The sequence below is a fragment of the Mycolicibacterium rhodesiae genome (assembly GCF_002086695.1).
GTDB lineage: Bacteria > Actinomycetota > Actinomycetes > Mycobacteriales > Mycobacteriaceae > Mycobacterium > Mycobacterium rhodesiae.
Genome location: NZ_MVIH01000004.1, coordinates 208,618 through 223,224 on the forward strand (window position 1 = coordinate 208,618; position 14,607 = coordinate 223,224).

Here is a 14,607-nt window from a genome sequence, read left to right on the forward strand (position 1 = left end):
ACGGTCCTAGGCGGTTTCGCGGTCTGCCAGGATGCGCCCGATCTGCTTGGCGCTGGCGCCGGGGTCGCCACCGGCCAGCGGCCAGCCCCTTGCCCGCACCAGGTACGCGGTCGCGGCGGCCTCCGAGGACACTCCGAGGCCACCTTGGATGTGCACGGCCATCGTCGCCGCCTTGGACGCCTCTTCTGCCATGAATACGAACGCCGACGGCGCCAGTTCGCGACGCGCCTGCGGCTCGTTGTCGAGGAACCACGCAGCGCGGCGGGCCAGGTTGCGTCCGCCTTCGACGGTGATCACCATGTTGGCCAGCGGGTGCGAGATGGCCTGTAGCGTGGCGATCGGGACGCCGAGCGTGTAGCGGGACTTGGCGAATTCGGCGGCGATGGTCATGGTCTCCTCGACGAGGCCGACAAGCGCCGATGCCGTCAGAAGTCGCCATTCATCCAGTGCGCGAGCATATTCGGCGAGCGCGTCCGGCCCACTGCCCAGCACCGTGCGGCTGTCGGCGGCCGCCGGGTCGACCCAGGCCATCGGGAGGCGGCCGATGTTGTCGACCTTGGCCGGACGCGTGCCGAAGGTCAGCGCGACGACCTCGTCGCCGTCGCGGATGATGATGTGGTCGGCGATCGACCCGGTCGGAATGAGCCGCACCCCGGAGACGCTGTCCAGCGAGGCGTCCAGGCCGGCGATCTGGTTGCCGCTCATCACCTCGTCGGTGAGGGCGCCCAAGCCGGCCAGCAGACGGGCAGCGCACACATGGTCGATCCACGGTACCGGGGCAATGCAGCGTCCGAGTTCCTCGGCCACCAGTGTCAAGTCCACCAGCGTGGCACCGTCGCCACCCGCCGACTCCGGGACGGCCATCGTCGTTGCGCCCATGGTGCACAACCGTTCCCACAGACTCTTGTCGAATCCGGTGGCCTCGGCAGCCCGCACCGTCTCGATCGTGCTGTGGGTCTTGAAGAATTGCCGATAGGCGGTCTGCAGATCGGTGTGGTCCTCGGAGAGGCTGTAGTCGAGCCTGCGCAGTTCGTAGCGGTCCATTCAGCGCTCCCTGAAGAAGAAATCGTTGGCGTTGTCGTACAGATAGTTCTCGAGGACGTCCGGCGGTAAGTCGAGTGCCTCGGCTTCCGGCACGACGCGGTGCATCCTGAGGACCGGCCAGTCGGAGCCGAACATCACCTTGTTCGGTCCACGGGTGCGCATGTAGTGAAGCAGGCTGTCCGGCAGCCGCTTCGGCGACCACGCCGACGTCATCATCCGCAGGTTCTCGTACTTGATCATCAATCGGATCGCGACGTCCCACCAGGGGTCGGCGCCGTGGATCATGCACAACCGGAGTTCGGGGAACCGCACGCACACCCGGTCCAGGTGGATCGGATTCTGCACCTCACCGGGAATCGGCGGACCGGGCAGTCCGGTGTTCAGGCACAGCGGCAGGTCAAGCTCCGCGCATTTGGTGTATAGCGGGTAGTACACGGCATCACTCGGCGGATACTGAGCGTCGCCCCAGAAGCTGGGTCCCACGGCGGCATACACAACCGGTAGGCCGGCAACCGCCGCCGTCAGCTCGCGCAAGGTGGGCATCGGTGTGAGCAGGTTGAGGCCACCCATCGCGAGGGCGAACCGGTCCGGGCGCGTTTCGGCGAACTTGCGGGCGGTCGCAGACGGCTTGACGAGGTTGTCCATCAGGACGGCCTTCTGCACGCCCTGGGCATCCATCTCGTCGAGCAGTTCGGCCATGTCCACCTGGGCGAACATCGACTTCGGGCCCTTGAAGTAGTCATCGCGGACCTTGAGCATCCACGTCGGCTGTTGTTCGATCTCACCGAAGTGGACGTTGACCAGACCGTCTATCACCTTGCGCGTCATGGCAGCGAAACCTTGCTGTTGGCAGTCGCTTTGGCCCAGCGATAATCGGCCTTGCCGTTGCCGAGGCGCTTGACCTGGTGCACGACGATGAACTCCTTCGGCGCCTTGTAGCGGGCCAGTTGCGCTGTGCAGTGCTCGTGCAATGCGTCATGGGCAACGTCGGTATGCAGCGCCACCAGCGCGACGAGCTCCTGACCCCACCGCTCGCTGGACCGCCCCACCACCAGAGCGTCGGCGACATCGGGGTGCGCGCGCAGCACCTCTTCGACCTCCTCGACGAACACCTTCTCCCCGCCGGTGTTGACCACCAGTGAATCTCGGCCGAACAGCCGCAGCGTTCCGTCCGGCGCCAGCGAGCCGCGGTCACCGGATATCACCACCCGCCCTCCGCCTACCTCGGGGAAGGTCCTGCGGGTGGCCTCAGCATCGTCGAAATAGCCGAGCGGGATCCGGCCCGCGCGGGCCACCCAACCGACCTGGTCCTCGCCGGCGTCGAGGAAGCGGCCGTAGTCCTCGGCGAGAACCAATGCGCCGTCCCGTAATTCGAAGGTGTCCTTGTGGTCACCGCGCATGCTGCGCCCGAACCCGACGTTGCCGGTCTCCGACGAACCGTAGCCGTTGATCAAGATGATGTCGGGCAGCAGTTCGAGCAAGGCGTGCTGATGCTTGGGGTTGGTCGCCGCGCCCCCGGTCGCCAACGCGAACAAGGAGGACAGGTCGTAGTCGCCCCGCCGCAGCTCCTCGACCAGAGGGGCGGCGTAGGCGTCGCCGACCATCGTCATCATGCCGACCTTGTGCCGCTGCGCCGTCGACAGAACGCGTTGCGGATCAAACTTCGGGGAGTCGTAGAGCACCACGGTCTGCCCGTTCAGGACTCCGGCGAACGCCGTCCACATCCCGGCCGCGTGCATCAGCGGGGACACTGCGAACCACGGCGCACCGGGCGTGCCGAGCTTGTCGTGGATCTCACTGACCGACTCGTGATCGGCACCGTTCATCGAGATGGCATAGGTGTCGGCTTGCCGCCACATCACCCCTTTCGGTCGGCCCGTGGTGCCGCCCGTGCAGATCATCAGCACGTCGTCTGGCGAGGCCTCGATGCCCTGATCCTGATCACCCTGCGCCAGAGCGTCATTCAGATCTATCGCACCGGGAAGATCGGGTCCGGCACTGGCGTCGTCGATCGAGATCAGCAGCTCGGCACTCTCCGGTGGTAGCACGTCGGCGAACTTGACGCCCAGTGAGCGGTGGTAGATCACGCCGCGCGGCTTGACATAGTCCAGCAGTTCGGCGACTTCACGCGGCGTGTAGTGGTGGTTGACATTGACGGGTACGACTCGGCCCTTGAGGCAGCCGATGACCATGTCCGGGTAGAGATCGTTGTGCATGATCAGCGCGACCCGGTCCTGACCGCACTCCCAGTTCTGTAGGTCGGAGCGTTCGCGGTGCGCGCCGAATCCCCTGCCGGCCAGGAAGTTCGCCAACCGGCGCGTGCGGTCGGCCGCATCGGCGAAGGTGCTGGTGAGTTCGCCGCAGATCGTCATCGGCCGGTCTGGAACGACCTCGGCGATGGCGTCGAGCACCGCACCGATCGTCCATTCGGGCACGCTCAGACCGCCGACGACACGGAGACACCCAGCAAGTCCAATGCATTGTCCCGCATCACCTTCCGGGTGTCTTCGGCACTGAACTCCGGGAACTGCGGGATGTCGGCGGTGAAGCTCATCGGATCGGCCAATCCCTCACCGTGCGGCCAGTCCGAGCCGAACAGGATCTTGTCGACACCGATCGTGTCCGCCAGCAGCTTTACGTCATCCTCGTAGTACGGGGCGATCCACACGTTGTTCTTCAGCTGCGCGACCGGGTCTTCCGTGAAGTGGTACGGCGCGGTGTTGGCGGCCTTCTTCAGCCGCTTGATCAACCGGTAGACGAAGTAGGAGCCGTTCTCGATGCTCGCCACCTTGAGCTTGGGATGCCGGGTGAAGACCTGGTGCACGATCATCGATGCCATCGAGTCGTGGATCGCGCGGTCGTCGAGTAGCACGTTGTCGAGCGGATCCCGCTTCCCGAATCCCTCGAAGGTCCCGGTGCCACCCCACAGCGCCGAGATGGCCAGGTAGCCACTGTCGGACAGGTGGAAGACCACCGGTGCGCCCGCTTCGGCCAGCCGGGCCCACACCGGGTCGTGCACCGGATCGCCCAGTGAGCGCGGCTTCACTCGTCCCGGCACCGGCGCCGGCCGCACGCAGACGATCTTGGCACCGCGACTCAGCACGAACTCGACCTCGGCCACCGCCAGGTCGGGGTCGGCCAGCGAGATGATCGGGGCCGATAGGAACCGGTGGTCGGGGCGGTCGAAGCCCCAGTCCTCGTCGAGCCACAGATTGAAGGCATGCACCGAGGCCATCGTCGCCTCGATGTCTCGCTTGAGCGCCTCCTCGACCCCGCACGCGAAGGTCGGCAGCATGAACACGGTTTCGAGATTCTGCTTGTCCAGGATCCTAATCCGGGCATCCCGGTTCTGGTATTCGGGATGATCGGCCAACCGGTCGACCTTCATCAGCGACCCCGGGTCGACACCGTCGGGGATCTCGCCCCGGAACAACAAGTCCAGACATCCCGGCTCGATGATCGGGTCGAACGTCGGGTTGGGGATGAACTGGTTGACGACGCCGCCGATGACGGCGAACGTGCGTTTGCCCTCGGTGAGCATCTGCACGCCACGGCGCTTGAACTCCTTCGGCAGATGCCGGGTGAACGAATCGATCGGCTCGTAATAATGGTTGTCGACGTCAATCGCCCGGTAATCCAAACTCATCGGTGTCGTCCTCTCACGTCGGGGGCGGGAAGTTCGGGGTGCGCTTCTCGAAGAACGCGGTGATGCCCTCGATGAAGTCGGGCCGGTGCATGGACTCGTGCATCAGCGCCTCGGCCCGCCCGCTGGCGTCGGCCGCCTCGCGCAGCGCGTCGCCGTAGACCTGGCGTTTGATGACGGCCAGTGAACTGGGTGCGCAGTTGGCGGCGATATCCTCCGCGTATTCGATTGCACGGCCCAGCAACTCGTCCGGTGCGACGACTTCTTTGACCATGCCGAGTTCGAAAGCCTCCTCGGCATAGAACACCCGGCCGCTCAACAACAAATCCAAGGCAGCTCCCCAACCGACCACCTTGGGCAGGATCCACGAGATCCCGTACTCGGCGATCAGGCCGCGGCGCACGAACGAGGTGGTGAACTTCGCTCCGGCAGCGGCGAATCGGATATCGCACATGAGCGCCTGAGTCAGCCCGATGCCGGCGCACGCACCGTTGATGGCCGCGATGACCGGCTTGCTCACGGTCGTGACGAACAGCGGGTGCCGCTCTCCCACCATCTTGGTCAGGTCGGCTTCTCCGGCGGTGCCGACGCTGGCCGAACTGATCGACGACAGGTCGCCCATGTCGGCTCCGGCGCAGAACGCCCGGCCGCTGCCGGTGACGACGATCGCGCGAACGTCCGGGTCGGCTTCGGCGGCGTCCATCCCCGCGTAGAAACCCGCGGCCAGCCCACCACCCCAGCCGTTCATCCGCTCCGGACGGTTGAACGTCAGAACCGCGACGCCGCGCTCGCGTACCTCGTACAGAACCGGCTTGGCCGCAGCGGAATTCGCGGTGAGATCGGCGTGGGTGTCGCTCACCTACGGGTACCTCCGGGAATGGCCGGGCAACGTGCGGATTTGTCCATACTGTACACCTATCGGTAACACCTTCCGCAATGGCCGCTCGAGCCGGCCGAGCTGCTGGTGGGCCTGCTCGTTCTGAGCCCTTCCAGCCTCGGGCAATTCGGTCCGCGGCGGGCCCGAATACGGATAGTCGCCGATCGGCAATCCCACGGCCTGGCGTCGCGTGCCGTCACCATCACCGCTCCTCGGTCTCACGCTCAGGTGAAGTCGGATCCGCCGTCGACGTTGACGTTGGCGCCGGTCATGTACGAGTTGCGTCTCGACGCCAAAAAGGCGACCACGGGCCCGATCTCGTCGGGCAGCCCGGCTCGCGGCAGATGTGCTGGATGGCCGAAATGCTCGTCGATGGCGGCCATCAGCGCATTGGGGTCGGAGCCGTCGACTCCGACGGATTCGGCCCAGCCGGTGAGCGCCTCGGACGCGATGCTGCCCGGCGAAACGACGTTGACCAGGATTTCGTCGGGCGCCAGCGACAGCGACAGGTTCTTGGAGACGCTGGTGACCATCGCTTTGGCCGCGGTGTAGGCCGCCAGCCGCGGGCTCTGCCGTTGGGTCGACTGAGCGGCGAAGTTGACGATGCGCGCCCACTCCGCGGCCCGCAGCAGGGGTAGCGCCGCGCGCACGCAGCGCACCATGCCCATCGCACCCTCGTCGATCGCGGTGTGCCACTGCGCGTCGGTCAAATCGCCGAAAGTGCCGTGCACACTTGGCCCTACCGCATTGATCAATATATTGAGCTGCCCTCCCCAGCGCTCACCGATGCGACCGAACGCGCGCTGAACCTGCGCGTCATCGCCGGTGTCGGCCACCACCGCCAGCGCATCCGGGCTGCCTCGTCCGCTCAGCTCGTCGGCCGCGGCGTCGAGCACCGCCGAACTGCGGCCGATCAGCGCGATCCGCGCACCGTCGTCGGCCAGGCACCGTGCGGCAGCCAAACCCATTCCGCGGCCGCCACCGACCACGACGGCGGTGGCGTCACCGAGCCCGAGATCCACGGCCTTGGCGTTCCCGCGGAACTGCGTCCGACATCCGCGGCTCCTCCATGGTGCTTCGCTGGTATCGGTAAAACCTACTATAGGCTTTACAGTAACGGGCCGAGACTGACGGATCCGGAGCGGGGACGGGGCTCCACACACCACTTCCGGGGTAAGGTTTCCACCCGCTGATTCTCGAACGGAAGGGTGGACCTGCAGTGGCCAAGCCAGCGACCGCCGCCAAGCGGCCCCGGCGCGAGCGTGGGTCGATCAATCCCGATGACATCATCGCCGGCGCTTTCGAACTCGCCGAGCAGGTGTCGATCGACAACCTCAGCATGCCGCTGCTTGGCAAGCACCTCGGCGTCGGAGTCACCAGTATCTACTGGTACTTCCGCAAGAAGGACGACCTGCTCAACGCGATGACCGACCGCGCACTGGGCCAGTACGTGTTCGCCACGCCATACGTCGAGGCCGCCGACTGGCGTGAGACTTTGGCCAACCATGCGCGTGCGATGCGAAAGACGTTCATGGGCAACCCGATCCTGTGCGACCTGATCCTCATCCGCTCCGCACTGAGCCCGCGCGCGGTGCGGGTAGGCGAGCAGGAGGTCGAAAAGGCGATCACCAGTCTGGTCGAGGCCGGCCTGTCCGCGGAGGACGCGTTCGACACCTATTCCGCGGTCTCGGTGCATGTTCGCGGTTCGGTTGTGCTGCACCGGCTTTACGAGAAGAACCGGGCCGCCGGCGAGGATGCCCACCAGCTCGAGGACGCGATCATCGGCACCGCCGAGAGCACCCCGCTGCTTGCCAAGGTGAGCGCAGAGGGGCACCGGATCGGCGGCGCAGACGAGCGTAACTTCGAGTTCGGCCTCGAGTGCATCCTCGACCACGCGGCCGCGCTCATCGAGGAGGGCAAGAAATCCTCCGCGAGCAGACGCAAACGGTCCTGAACCACCGGAGTGTCGGGGTCGTTTGCGTCTGCTCGGCGTAAACCTAGACCTCGACGACGACGGCGCCGCCCTGGCCGCCGCCCGCGCACATCGCCGCGACACCGATGCCGCCGCCGCGACGGCGCAGCTCGTAGATCAAGGTGGTGATCATCCGGGCGCCCGACGCCGCGATCGGGTGGCCGAGGCTGCAGCCGCTGCCGGAGAAGTTCACCAATTCCTCGTCGATGCCGTACTCCTTGCAGGCCGCGATCGGCACCGAGGCGAAAGCCTCGTTGATCTCCCACAGCGCGATGTCCGACGGCGTGAGCCCGGCCCGGTCGAGCACCTTGCCGATCGCGGCGACCGCGCCGAGGCCGGTGTCGCGCGCGGGCACGCCCGCCGCTCCCCACGCCTTCACCGTGGCCATGACGTCGAGCCCGTTGGCGCTCGCGTAGTCGCGGTCGGTCAGGGTGACGGCGGCAGCCGCGTCGTTGGTGCCGCTGCTGTTGCCTGCGGTGATCGAGAAGCCCTCGATCTCCGGGTGCAGGACCTTCAGCCCGGCCAGCTTCTCGACGGTGGTGTCACGTCGCGGGTGCTCGTCGACGGAGAACTCGGTGACCGAGCCGTCGAATTGCTCCACCTTCAGCGGGATGATCTCGTCGGCGAACTTGCCGGCATCCTGGGCTGCCACGGCACGCTGGTGGCTGCGCGCGGCCCATTCGTCGAGCTGCTCGCGGCTGATGCCGTAGGACTGCGCGGTGTTCCAGCCGACCGTGATCGACATGTCGCGAGCGGGCGCGTCGGGGGTTTCGACGTGGATCGGCGGTAGCCAGCGCTCCTCGAACTTCAGCTCCGGCCCGGGGATGCGCTGGTTCATCAGCGGCGTCATCGACAGTGACTGCACACCACCGGCGACGAGAACCCGCTCCATCCCGGAACCGATCTGCGCCGAGGCGTTGCCGATGGCGGTCAGGCTGCCCGCGCAGTGCCGGTTGACGGCCTGGCCCGGCGCGTTCTCGAAGCCGGCGACGAGTGCGGCGTAACGGGCGAGATCGCCTCCGCCATAGTGCGATTCGGCGATGATGATGTCATCGATGGCACTCGGGTCGACGCCTGCGCGGCGGACCACCTCGGGGAGCACCGCACCGAGCAGGACATCGGGCGGGGTGTTGGCCAGCGTCCCCTTGAACGAACGACCGATCGCGGTCCGGACGGCACCAACGATGACTGGTTCGGGCATGTTCTCCACCTCGGGATCGGCAGCTCTACGGCGTTACAAAAGTAGCAGATAATGTATCGGTATCGGGAGGGGGTACGCCGCTCACGGCTCCGGCACGTAGAAGTGTTCGTCACGCAGCCGGAACGCCTCTTTGGTGCCGACCTGCGCCCGGGTCTTGACGAAGTTGAACTCCCCCGGCGCGAACTGCAGGTTGGTTCCGTACGCGTGGAACAGATAGCTGGCCACTTCCTCGCCCTGGTAGGCCTGGCTCTGCTCGACCAGCCGGAAGGCTTCTTTGGCGATGACCACACCGTCGGCAGGCATCTTGGCCGCCTTCTCGGCCCAGTACCGGGCCCGGGCGCTCACCGACGAGGCGTCGCAGGTGTCGGTGAAGACGCCAAGATGCTCGACGTCGCCGGCGGTGATCGTGTCACCGGTCAACAACAGCCGCCGGGCCAGCACGGGGCCGAGTCGGTGAAAGAACATGTGCAGGCTGCCCAGTGCGGGCCCCAGGAACCGGGTGGCCGGCATGCCGATCTTGGTGTCGCGGGCGATGACCGAGATGTCGGTCATCAAGGCCATCTCGAAACCACCGCCCAGTGCGTAGCCGCAGATCTCGCCGACCGTGACCTTCGGAAAGCCCATGAGGTTGTGGTAGAAGCCGAATGACTTGCGGTCCACCGTGAGTCGGCGACGTTGACTGGGACGCCGGTTGGCCTGCGCCTCAGATTGGTCGCCGTACCAGGCATACGCGTTGTTCATGTTCGCACCGGTGGAGAACACCCCTTCGGCGCCGCGCAACAACACCACGGTGATGTCGTCGTCGTCGGCGACGACATCCAGGTAGCGGCCGACGGTCTCGCGCATCGCCGCGTCGTACGAGTTGCGCTGGGCAGGGTTGTTCAGCGTGATGGTCGCGATGCGCGTATCGCGGTCCATTTCGAACAGCACACGGTCGTCGTCGGTCATGATCGGTTCCTCACCTGGTGTCCGGATTCGAGATGAGCTTGGCCTCAATGGTTCTGTCCCGGCCGAAGGCCAAGGTGGTGCGGCGCGCGGCGGCCAGATGATCCTGGGCCAGCCGGACCGCCCGCTCGGCGTTGCCGTCGCGGATCGCGGTCAGCATCTTGTGATGGTCGCTCAGCGCGGCCCGCATGGTCTTGTGCCGCATCGGGTCCGGTTCGTCGCTCCACACCGACGACTCGTGGGCCGACCAGATCAGTTCGAGCGACCCGATCAGCAGGATCATCGGCTCGTTGCCGCAGCGCGACACCATCGCCTCGTGGAAGCGCCGAGCATTGGGAACGTACTGCGAGGTGTTCTCGAATTGCGCTTCCTGGCGGTCGATTTCGGCCTGCAGATAGGGCACGACCTCGGTCATGCGGTCTTCCCGCGCGGCGCACATCCCCGCACAGATCGGCTCCAGATGCATCAGCGCCCCGCTGACGTCGGCCGGGGTGGACGAACGCGATTGCAGCACCATGCTGATCATGTGGGCGGTGCGGTCGGCCGACGGCAGATGCACGACGGCACCACCCACGTTGCCGCGCCGCACCGACACCAAACCGTCGACCTCGAGGATGTGGATTGCCTCACGCAACGCGGGCGGGCTGACGCCGAACTCGGTGAACAGGTTTTCCTGGGTGGGCAGGACGTCACCTTCCCGCAGCCGGCCGGACAGAATGTCGTCGCGCAGCCGCGACGCGACGATCTCGGCGACGCGGGGCTGGCGGATACGCGGAACGGCTGCCATCGACTCCCCTCGCCACACCATCCTTGCTATCTTGTACAAGATAGCACTACTGTTGGGCTATCCGTAAAGTCGCAGAGGGCGGAGTTCTGGGTGGGTGACGAGGCCCGATCGGCCGACGGAGTAGTGACCACATCACGCGATGGCGCGGTCCTGCACATCCTGCTCGATCGGCCCGGGCGCCGTAATTCATTGAGCCCCAGCATGATCGACTCCCTGAACAAGGCGTTGGTCGCCGCGGCCGGCGACGACGAGTTGCGCGCGGTGCATCTGAGCGGAGCCGGGCCGGACTTCTGCGCCGGAGTGGACTGGGTCGGCTCCAACAGCGGCGGTCAGCGCCCACGCACCGGCGACCTCGTCCGCCGCATCCCGCACACCGCGCACCGCGCCATCGAACTCATCCACACACTGCACCTACCGGTCGTGTGCGCGGTCCGCGGCTGGGCCGCAGGGATGGGCTGCAACCTGGCGCTGGCGGCCGACTTCACGGTGGCGGCCGCCGATGCCGTGTTCTGGGAACCGTTCGTGGCCCGCGGCTTCAGCCCGGACTCCGGCGCGACATGGCTGTTGCCGCGACTGGTGGGTGTAGCCCGCGCCAAGGAAATGCTGCTGCTCGGTGAGAAGGTCGAAGCCGCGACTGCTGTGCAGTGGGGCCTGATCCACCGCAGCGTCGACGAGTCCGAGCTCGATACCACCGTGGCCGCCCTGCTGGACCGGCTGGCATCCGGCCCGACGGTTGCGATCGGTCTGGCAAAGCAGGCCATCAACCACGTCCAGCACGCCACCCTGAACCAGGCCATGACCCAGGAGTTGTTCAACCTCGAACTGTCCTGCCGGACATCGGACTTCAAAGAGGGCCTGGCGGCATTTCGGGACAAACGCCCGCCCGGCTTCACCGGGCGATGAGAGATAGGGAAGCACAGATGTCGGCACAGTCGTACGCCACCATCGGCTACGAGGTCACCGGCCACACGGCAACGATCACGCTGAACCGGCCTGAGGCGCTCAACGCGCTGAGCCCGCACATGATCACCGAACTGCGCAGCGCCTACCACCGGGCGGAGACTGACGACAACATCTGGCTGTTGATCGTCACCGGCACGGGGCGCGCATTCTGCACCGGTGCCGACGTCAAGGAAATTCCCGAAGACGGCAAGGTGATCGACGAGCGGCCCTATCTGTCCACATACGACCAGTGGGAGGCACCGCAGGAAGGCACCCCGCCGTTCCGGCGAATGGCCAAACCGGTGATCGCGGCGATCAACGGAATCTGTTGTGGCGCAGGCCTGGACTGGGTGACCACCGGTGACATCGTGATCGCCTCGGACAAAGCGACGTTCTTCGATCCGCACGTGTCGATCGGTCTGGTGGCCGGCCGGGAGATGGTACGGCTGGCCCGGGTGTTGCCACGCACGGTGGCGTTGCGGATGGCGATGATGGGTAAGCATGAGCGGATGGACGCTACTCGCGCCTACGAGCTCGGACTGATCACCGAAATCGTGGAACATGACCGGCTTCTCGAGCGGGCTCACGAAATCGCCGAGATTGTGACGCGCAATGCGCCACTGGCGGTTCGCGGCACCCGCTTGGCGATCATCAAGGGACGGGAGATTCCGATGCACGAGGCCGAGATGCTCGCCGAGGCGTTCCGGGAGCGCAATCTGCACACCGAGGACTCGCTCGAAGGGCCCAAGGCCTTCGTCGAGAAGCGCACACCCGAATGGCAATGCCGATGACCGCCGCGTTCGAGACCATCCTGCTCGACTTCGACCGGGTCGATCACGTCGCCACCATCACGCTGAACCGACCTGACCAGCTCAATGCGTTCAACCGCACCATGTGCGAAGAGGTCGCCGCCGCATGGCGAATCGTGAAGAACGACAACGCGATCAACGCGGTGGTCCTGCGCGCGGCCGGCGAACGCGCGTTCAGCGCAGGTCTGGACATCAAGACCCCGTACGGCCAGCCGCAGAACGTGTGGAACCACGAGGACCCGGGCGAGCTGCTCAGCCCCAAGTGGCAGAAGATGTGGAAACCCGTCGTCTGCGCGGTGCACGGCATGTGCACCGCCGGGGCGTTCTACTTCGTGAACGAGTCCGACGTGGTGATCTGCTCCTCCGACGCCACGTTCTTCGACTCCCATGTCAGTGCCGGCCTGGTCTCTGCGCTCGAGCCGATCGGCCTGATGCGCAAGATCGGACTCGGTGAGTCGCTGCGAATCGCGCTGATGGGCAACGACGAACGTGTCAGCGCCGATACCGCACTGCGCATCGGTCTGGTGTCAGAGGTCGTCAAGCCGGACGATCTCTGGTCGCGGGCCCACGAGATCGCCGCCACCATCGCTGCCAAGCCGCCGTCGGCCACCCAGGGGACGGTCAAGGCGATCTGGGAGTCCCTGGACAAGCCATATCGGGTGGCCATGGAGCAGAACCTGATCTACACCCGGCTGGGCAACCCGCTGGGTCAGGCCGAGCTGGCTGAACAGGAGAAGACCCGGATCGTCCCGAAGGTGCGGTAGTGCACGCCCTGAGCCGCCGGATCAGCGACGTCCTGGGGCTGGACCCCGGGGTTCACGCGATCGAATACGACGGCCACTGGTACACCTGGCGGCAGCTCGCGGACGCGAGCAAGCGAATCGCCTCGGCCGTGCAACCCGGTACCGACGTGGGACTCCTGCTGCGCAACAGCCCCTCTCACGTGGCCGCACTGCTGGCGGTACTGGCTGCGGGTGGCTCTGTCGTCGTCATCAACCCGTCGCGCGGCGACGAACGGATCAGGGCCGACATCGCCGCGTTGGCCCTGCCGGTCATCGTCGGCACCGAGGACGACATCACCCTGCTGGCGCACCCGGCCGATGTCGCCACCGTGGTGTCGATCGGCGATCTCGACACCGCTCCGCGGATCCGCCCGGGGGTGCCAACCGATGCCGGCGCAGGGCGGGTGGCCGTCCGAATGCTGACCAGCGGCACCACCGGACCACCCAAACGCGTGGACCTCACCTACGACATGCTGGCGGTCTCGGTGATCGGCACCGACTTCACGACGGCGCCCGAACCGACCGGGGTTTCCGGCAACGTCGCGATCGTCAACGCACCACTGGTGCACATCGGTGGGGTCTACCGGGTGTTGCAATGTATCTGCCAGGCAAGGCCGTTCGTGCTCCTGCCGCGCTTCGAGCTGGCATCCTGGGCCGCCGCGGTGCGCCGCTACTCCCCCAAGGCGGTGTCGCTGGTGCCTGCGGCGCTACGGATGGTGCTGCAGTCCGATCTCGGTCCGCACGACCTCGCCGGGGTCCGCGCCGTCACGTCCGGGACGGCACCGTTGTCGGCCGAGGACGCCGACGCCTTCTTCGAGAAGTTCGGGATCCCGGTGCTGACGTCCTATGCGGCAACCGAATTCGGCGGTGGGGTGGCCGGTTGGACGCTGGCCGACCACCGGAAGTACTGGAAGTCCAAGCGCGGCAGCGTCGGCCGGGCCAGCTTGGGCGCCGACCTGCGGGTGGTGTCCGATGATGGGGTGCCCCTGGGTGCGGGCCAGGTCGGACTGTTGGAGGTCAAGCCCGGGCAACACGGCCGCGACGCCGCGTGGGTGCGCACCACCGATCTGGCACGCATCGACGCCGATGGGTTCCTGTGGATCCTGGGCCGGGCCGATCAGGCCATCATCCGGGGCGGCTTCAAGGTGTTGCCCGACGACGTCCGCGCGGCGCTGGAGAACCACCCCGCAGTACTCGGCGCATCGGTGGTGGGGATGGCCGACGAACGCCTCGGTGAGACACCGGTGGCGATGATCGAGCTGCGCCGCGGCGAGTCGGTCACCGATGCGGAGCTGGTGGAGTATCTGCGGTCCCGGCTGGCGCCCTACGAAATCCCCTCGGAGATCGCGATAGTCGAGGCGATCCCGCGTACACCGTCGGGTAAGGCGGATCTGACTGCGGTTCGGCGACACTTCACCGGCCGTGACCGCTGACACCGTCGGACGGCTTCTGCGCCATCAGGCCGCCGCCCGTGGCGAGCACCCCCTGCTCGTCTGCGATGCCGAGCGGCTCACCTACCGCGAGGCCGATGGCTCCCGACCGGCTGCCACTGATGTCCAGCGGCAAGCTCGATGTGCACCGCCTGCGTGAGCTGTTCGCCGGACA

Annotated in this window: 15 protein-coding genes; 6 read left to right on the forward strand and 9 right to left on the reverse strand. The window is 66.5% G+C overall.

Features of this window, described 5'->3' with window-relative positions; translation table 11 throughout:
- Positions 1-6: 6 nt before the first annotated feature.
- The 6 genes from BST42_RS10780 to BST42_RS10805 all read right to left on the reverse strand — a co-directional run bounded on the left by BST42_RS10780 (position 7) and on the right by BST42_RS10805 (position 6,586).
- Positions 7-1,044: an acyl-CoA dehydrogenase family protein gene (locus tag BST42_RS10780; protein ID WP_083118572.1), complete on the reverse strand. Its 1,038-nt coding sequence runs from the start codon at positions 1,042-1,044 to the stop codon at positions 7-9.
- Positions 1,045-1,872, reverse strand: a complete 828-nt coding sequence (locus BST42_RS10785; RefSeq protein WP_083118573.1) for an amidohydrolase family protein — start codon at positions 1,870-1,872, stop codon at positions 1,045-1,047.
- Positions 1,869-3,479, reverse strand: coding sequence for an acyl-CoA synthetase (locus tag BST42_RS10790; protein ID WP_083118574.1), 1,611 nt, complete (start codon positions 3,477-3,479; stop codon positions 1,869-1,871). The genes BST42_RS10785 and BST42_RS10790 overlap by 4 nt, the downstream gene beginning before the upstream one ends.
- A gap of 2 nt (positions 3,480-3,481) precedes the next feature.
- The gene (locus tag BST42_RS10795; RefSeq protein WP_083118575.1) at positions 3,482-4,690 is read right to left on the reverse strand and encodes an amidohydrolase family protein; all 1,209 of its coding nucleotides are present in this window, start codon (positions 4,688-4,690) and stop codon (positions 3,482-3,484) included.
- Positions 4,691-4,703: 13 nt separating this feature from the next.
- Entirely contained in the window at positions 4,704-5,546 is an 843-nt protein-coding gene (locus BST42_RS10800) for an enoyl-CoA hydratase (RefSeq protein WP_083118576.1), read from the reverse strand.
- A 242-nt stretch (positions 5,547-5,788) separates the two neighbouring features.
- Positions 5,789-6,586: an SDR family NAD(P)-dependent oxidoreductase gene (locus BST42_RS10805; RefSeq protein ID WP_083118577.1), complete on the reverse strand. Its 798-nt coding sequence runs from the start codon at positions 6,584-6,586 to the stop codon at positions 5,789-5,791.
- A 197-nt stretch (positions 6,587-6,783) separates the two neighbouring features.
- Between BST42_RS10805 and BST42_RS10810 the strand changes: the two genes are divergently transcribed.
- On the forward strand, positions 6,784-7,518 hold the full coding sequence (locus tag BST42_RS10810; protein WP_083118578.1) for a TetR/AcrR family transcriptional regulator: 735 nt from the start codon (positions 6,784-6,786) through the stop codon (positions 7,516-7,518).
- Positions 7,519-7,561: 43 nt separating this feature from the next.
- Here the strand turns inward: BST42_RS10810 and BST42_RS10815 are convergent, their stop codons facing one another.
- From BST42_RS10815 to BST42_RS10825, 3 genes are all read right to left on the reverse strand, one after another.
- The gene (locus BST42_RS10815) at positions 7,562-8,737 is read right to left on the reverse strand and encodes a thiolase family protein (RefSeq protein WP_083118871.1); all 1,176 of its coding nucleotides are present in this window, start codon (positions 8,735-8,737) and stop codon (positions 7,562-7,564) included.
- A gap of 81 nt (positions 8,738-8,818) precedes the next feature.
- Positions 8,819-9,685, reverse strand: a complete 867-nt coding sequence (locus BST42_RS10820) for an enoyl-CoA hydratase/isomerase family protein (protein WP_083118579.1) — start codon at positions 9,683-9,685, stop codon at positions 8,819-8,821.
- Between the two features lie 10 nt (positions 9,686-9,695).
- A complete protein-coding gene (locus BST42_RS10825) occupies positions 9,696-10,469 on the reverse strand; it encodes a FadR/GntR family transcriptional regulator (protein WP_083118580.1) in 774 nt (257 codons plus the stop codon).
- Positions 10,470-10,592: 123 nt separating this feature from the next.
- Between BST42_RS10825 and BST42_RS10830 the strand changes: the two genes are divergently transcribed.
- Genes BST42_RS10830 through BST42_RS29600 form a run of 5 tightly spaced genes read left to right on the forward strand, consistent with a single transcriptional unit; the run spans position 10,593 to position 14,592 of the window.
- Positions 10,593-11,372, forward strand: coding sequence for an enoyl-CoA hydratase/isomerase family protein (locus tag BST42_RS10830; RefSeq protein WP_237159359.1), 780 nt, complete (start codon positions 10,593-10,595; stop codon positions 11,370-11,372).
- Between the two features lie 17 nt (positions 11,373-11,389).
- Positions 11,390-12,202: an enoyl-CoA hydratase/isomerase family protein gene (locus BST42_RS10835; RefSeq protein ID WP_083118582.1), complete on the forward strand. Its 813-nt coding sequence runs from the start codon at positions 11,390-11,392 to the stop codon at positions 12,200-12,202.
- Complete coding sequence (locus tag BST42_RS10840) at positions 12,193-12,984, forward strand: enoyl-CoA hydratase/isomerase family protein (RefSeq protein ID WP_083118583.1); 792 nt, start codon at positions 12,193-12,195, stop codon at positions 12,982-12,984. The genes BST42_RS10835 and BST42_RS10840 overlap by 10 nt, the downstream gene beginning before the upstream one ends.
- Positions 12,984-14,435: a class I adenylate-forming enzyme family protein gene (locus tag BST42_RS10845; RefSeq protein ID WP_083118584.1), complete on the forward strand. Its 1,452-nt coding sequence runs from the start codon at positions 12,984-12,986 to the stop codon at positions 14,433-14,435. Before BST42_RS10840 ends, BST42_RS10845 begins: the two co-directional genes overlap by 1 nt.
- Positions 14,425-14,592 carry a hypothetical protein gene (locus tag BST42_RS29600; protein WP_165760822.1) on the forward strand — a complete coding sequence of 56 codons (168 nt, stop codon included), beginning with the start codon at positions 14,425-14,427 and terminating at the stop codon, positions 14,590-14,592. The genes BST42_RS10845 and BST42_RS29600 overlap by 11 nt, the downstream gene beginning before the upstream one ends.
- Positions 14,593-14,607 lie beyond the last annotated feature (15 nt).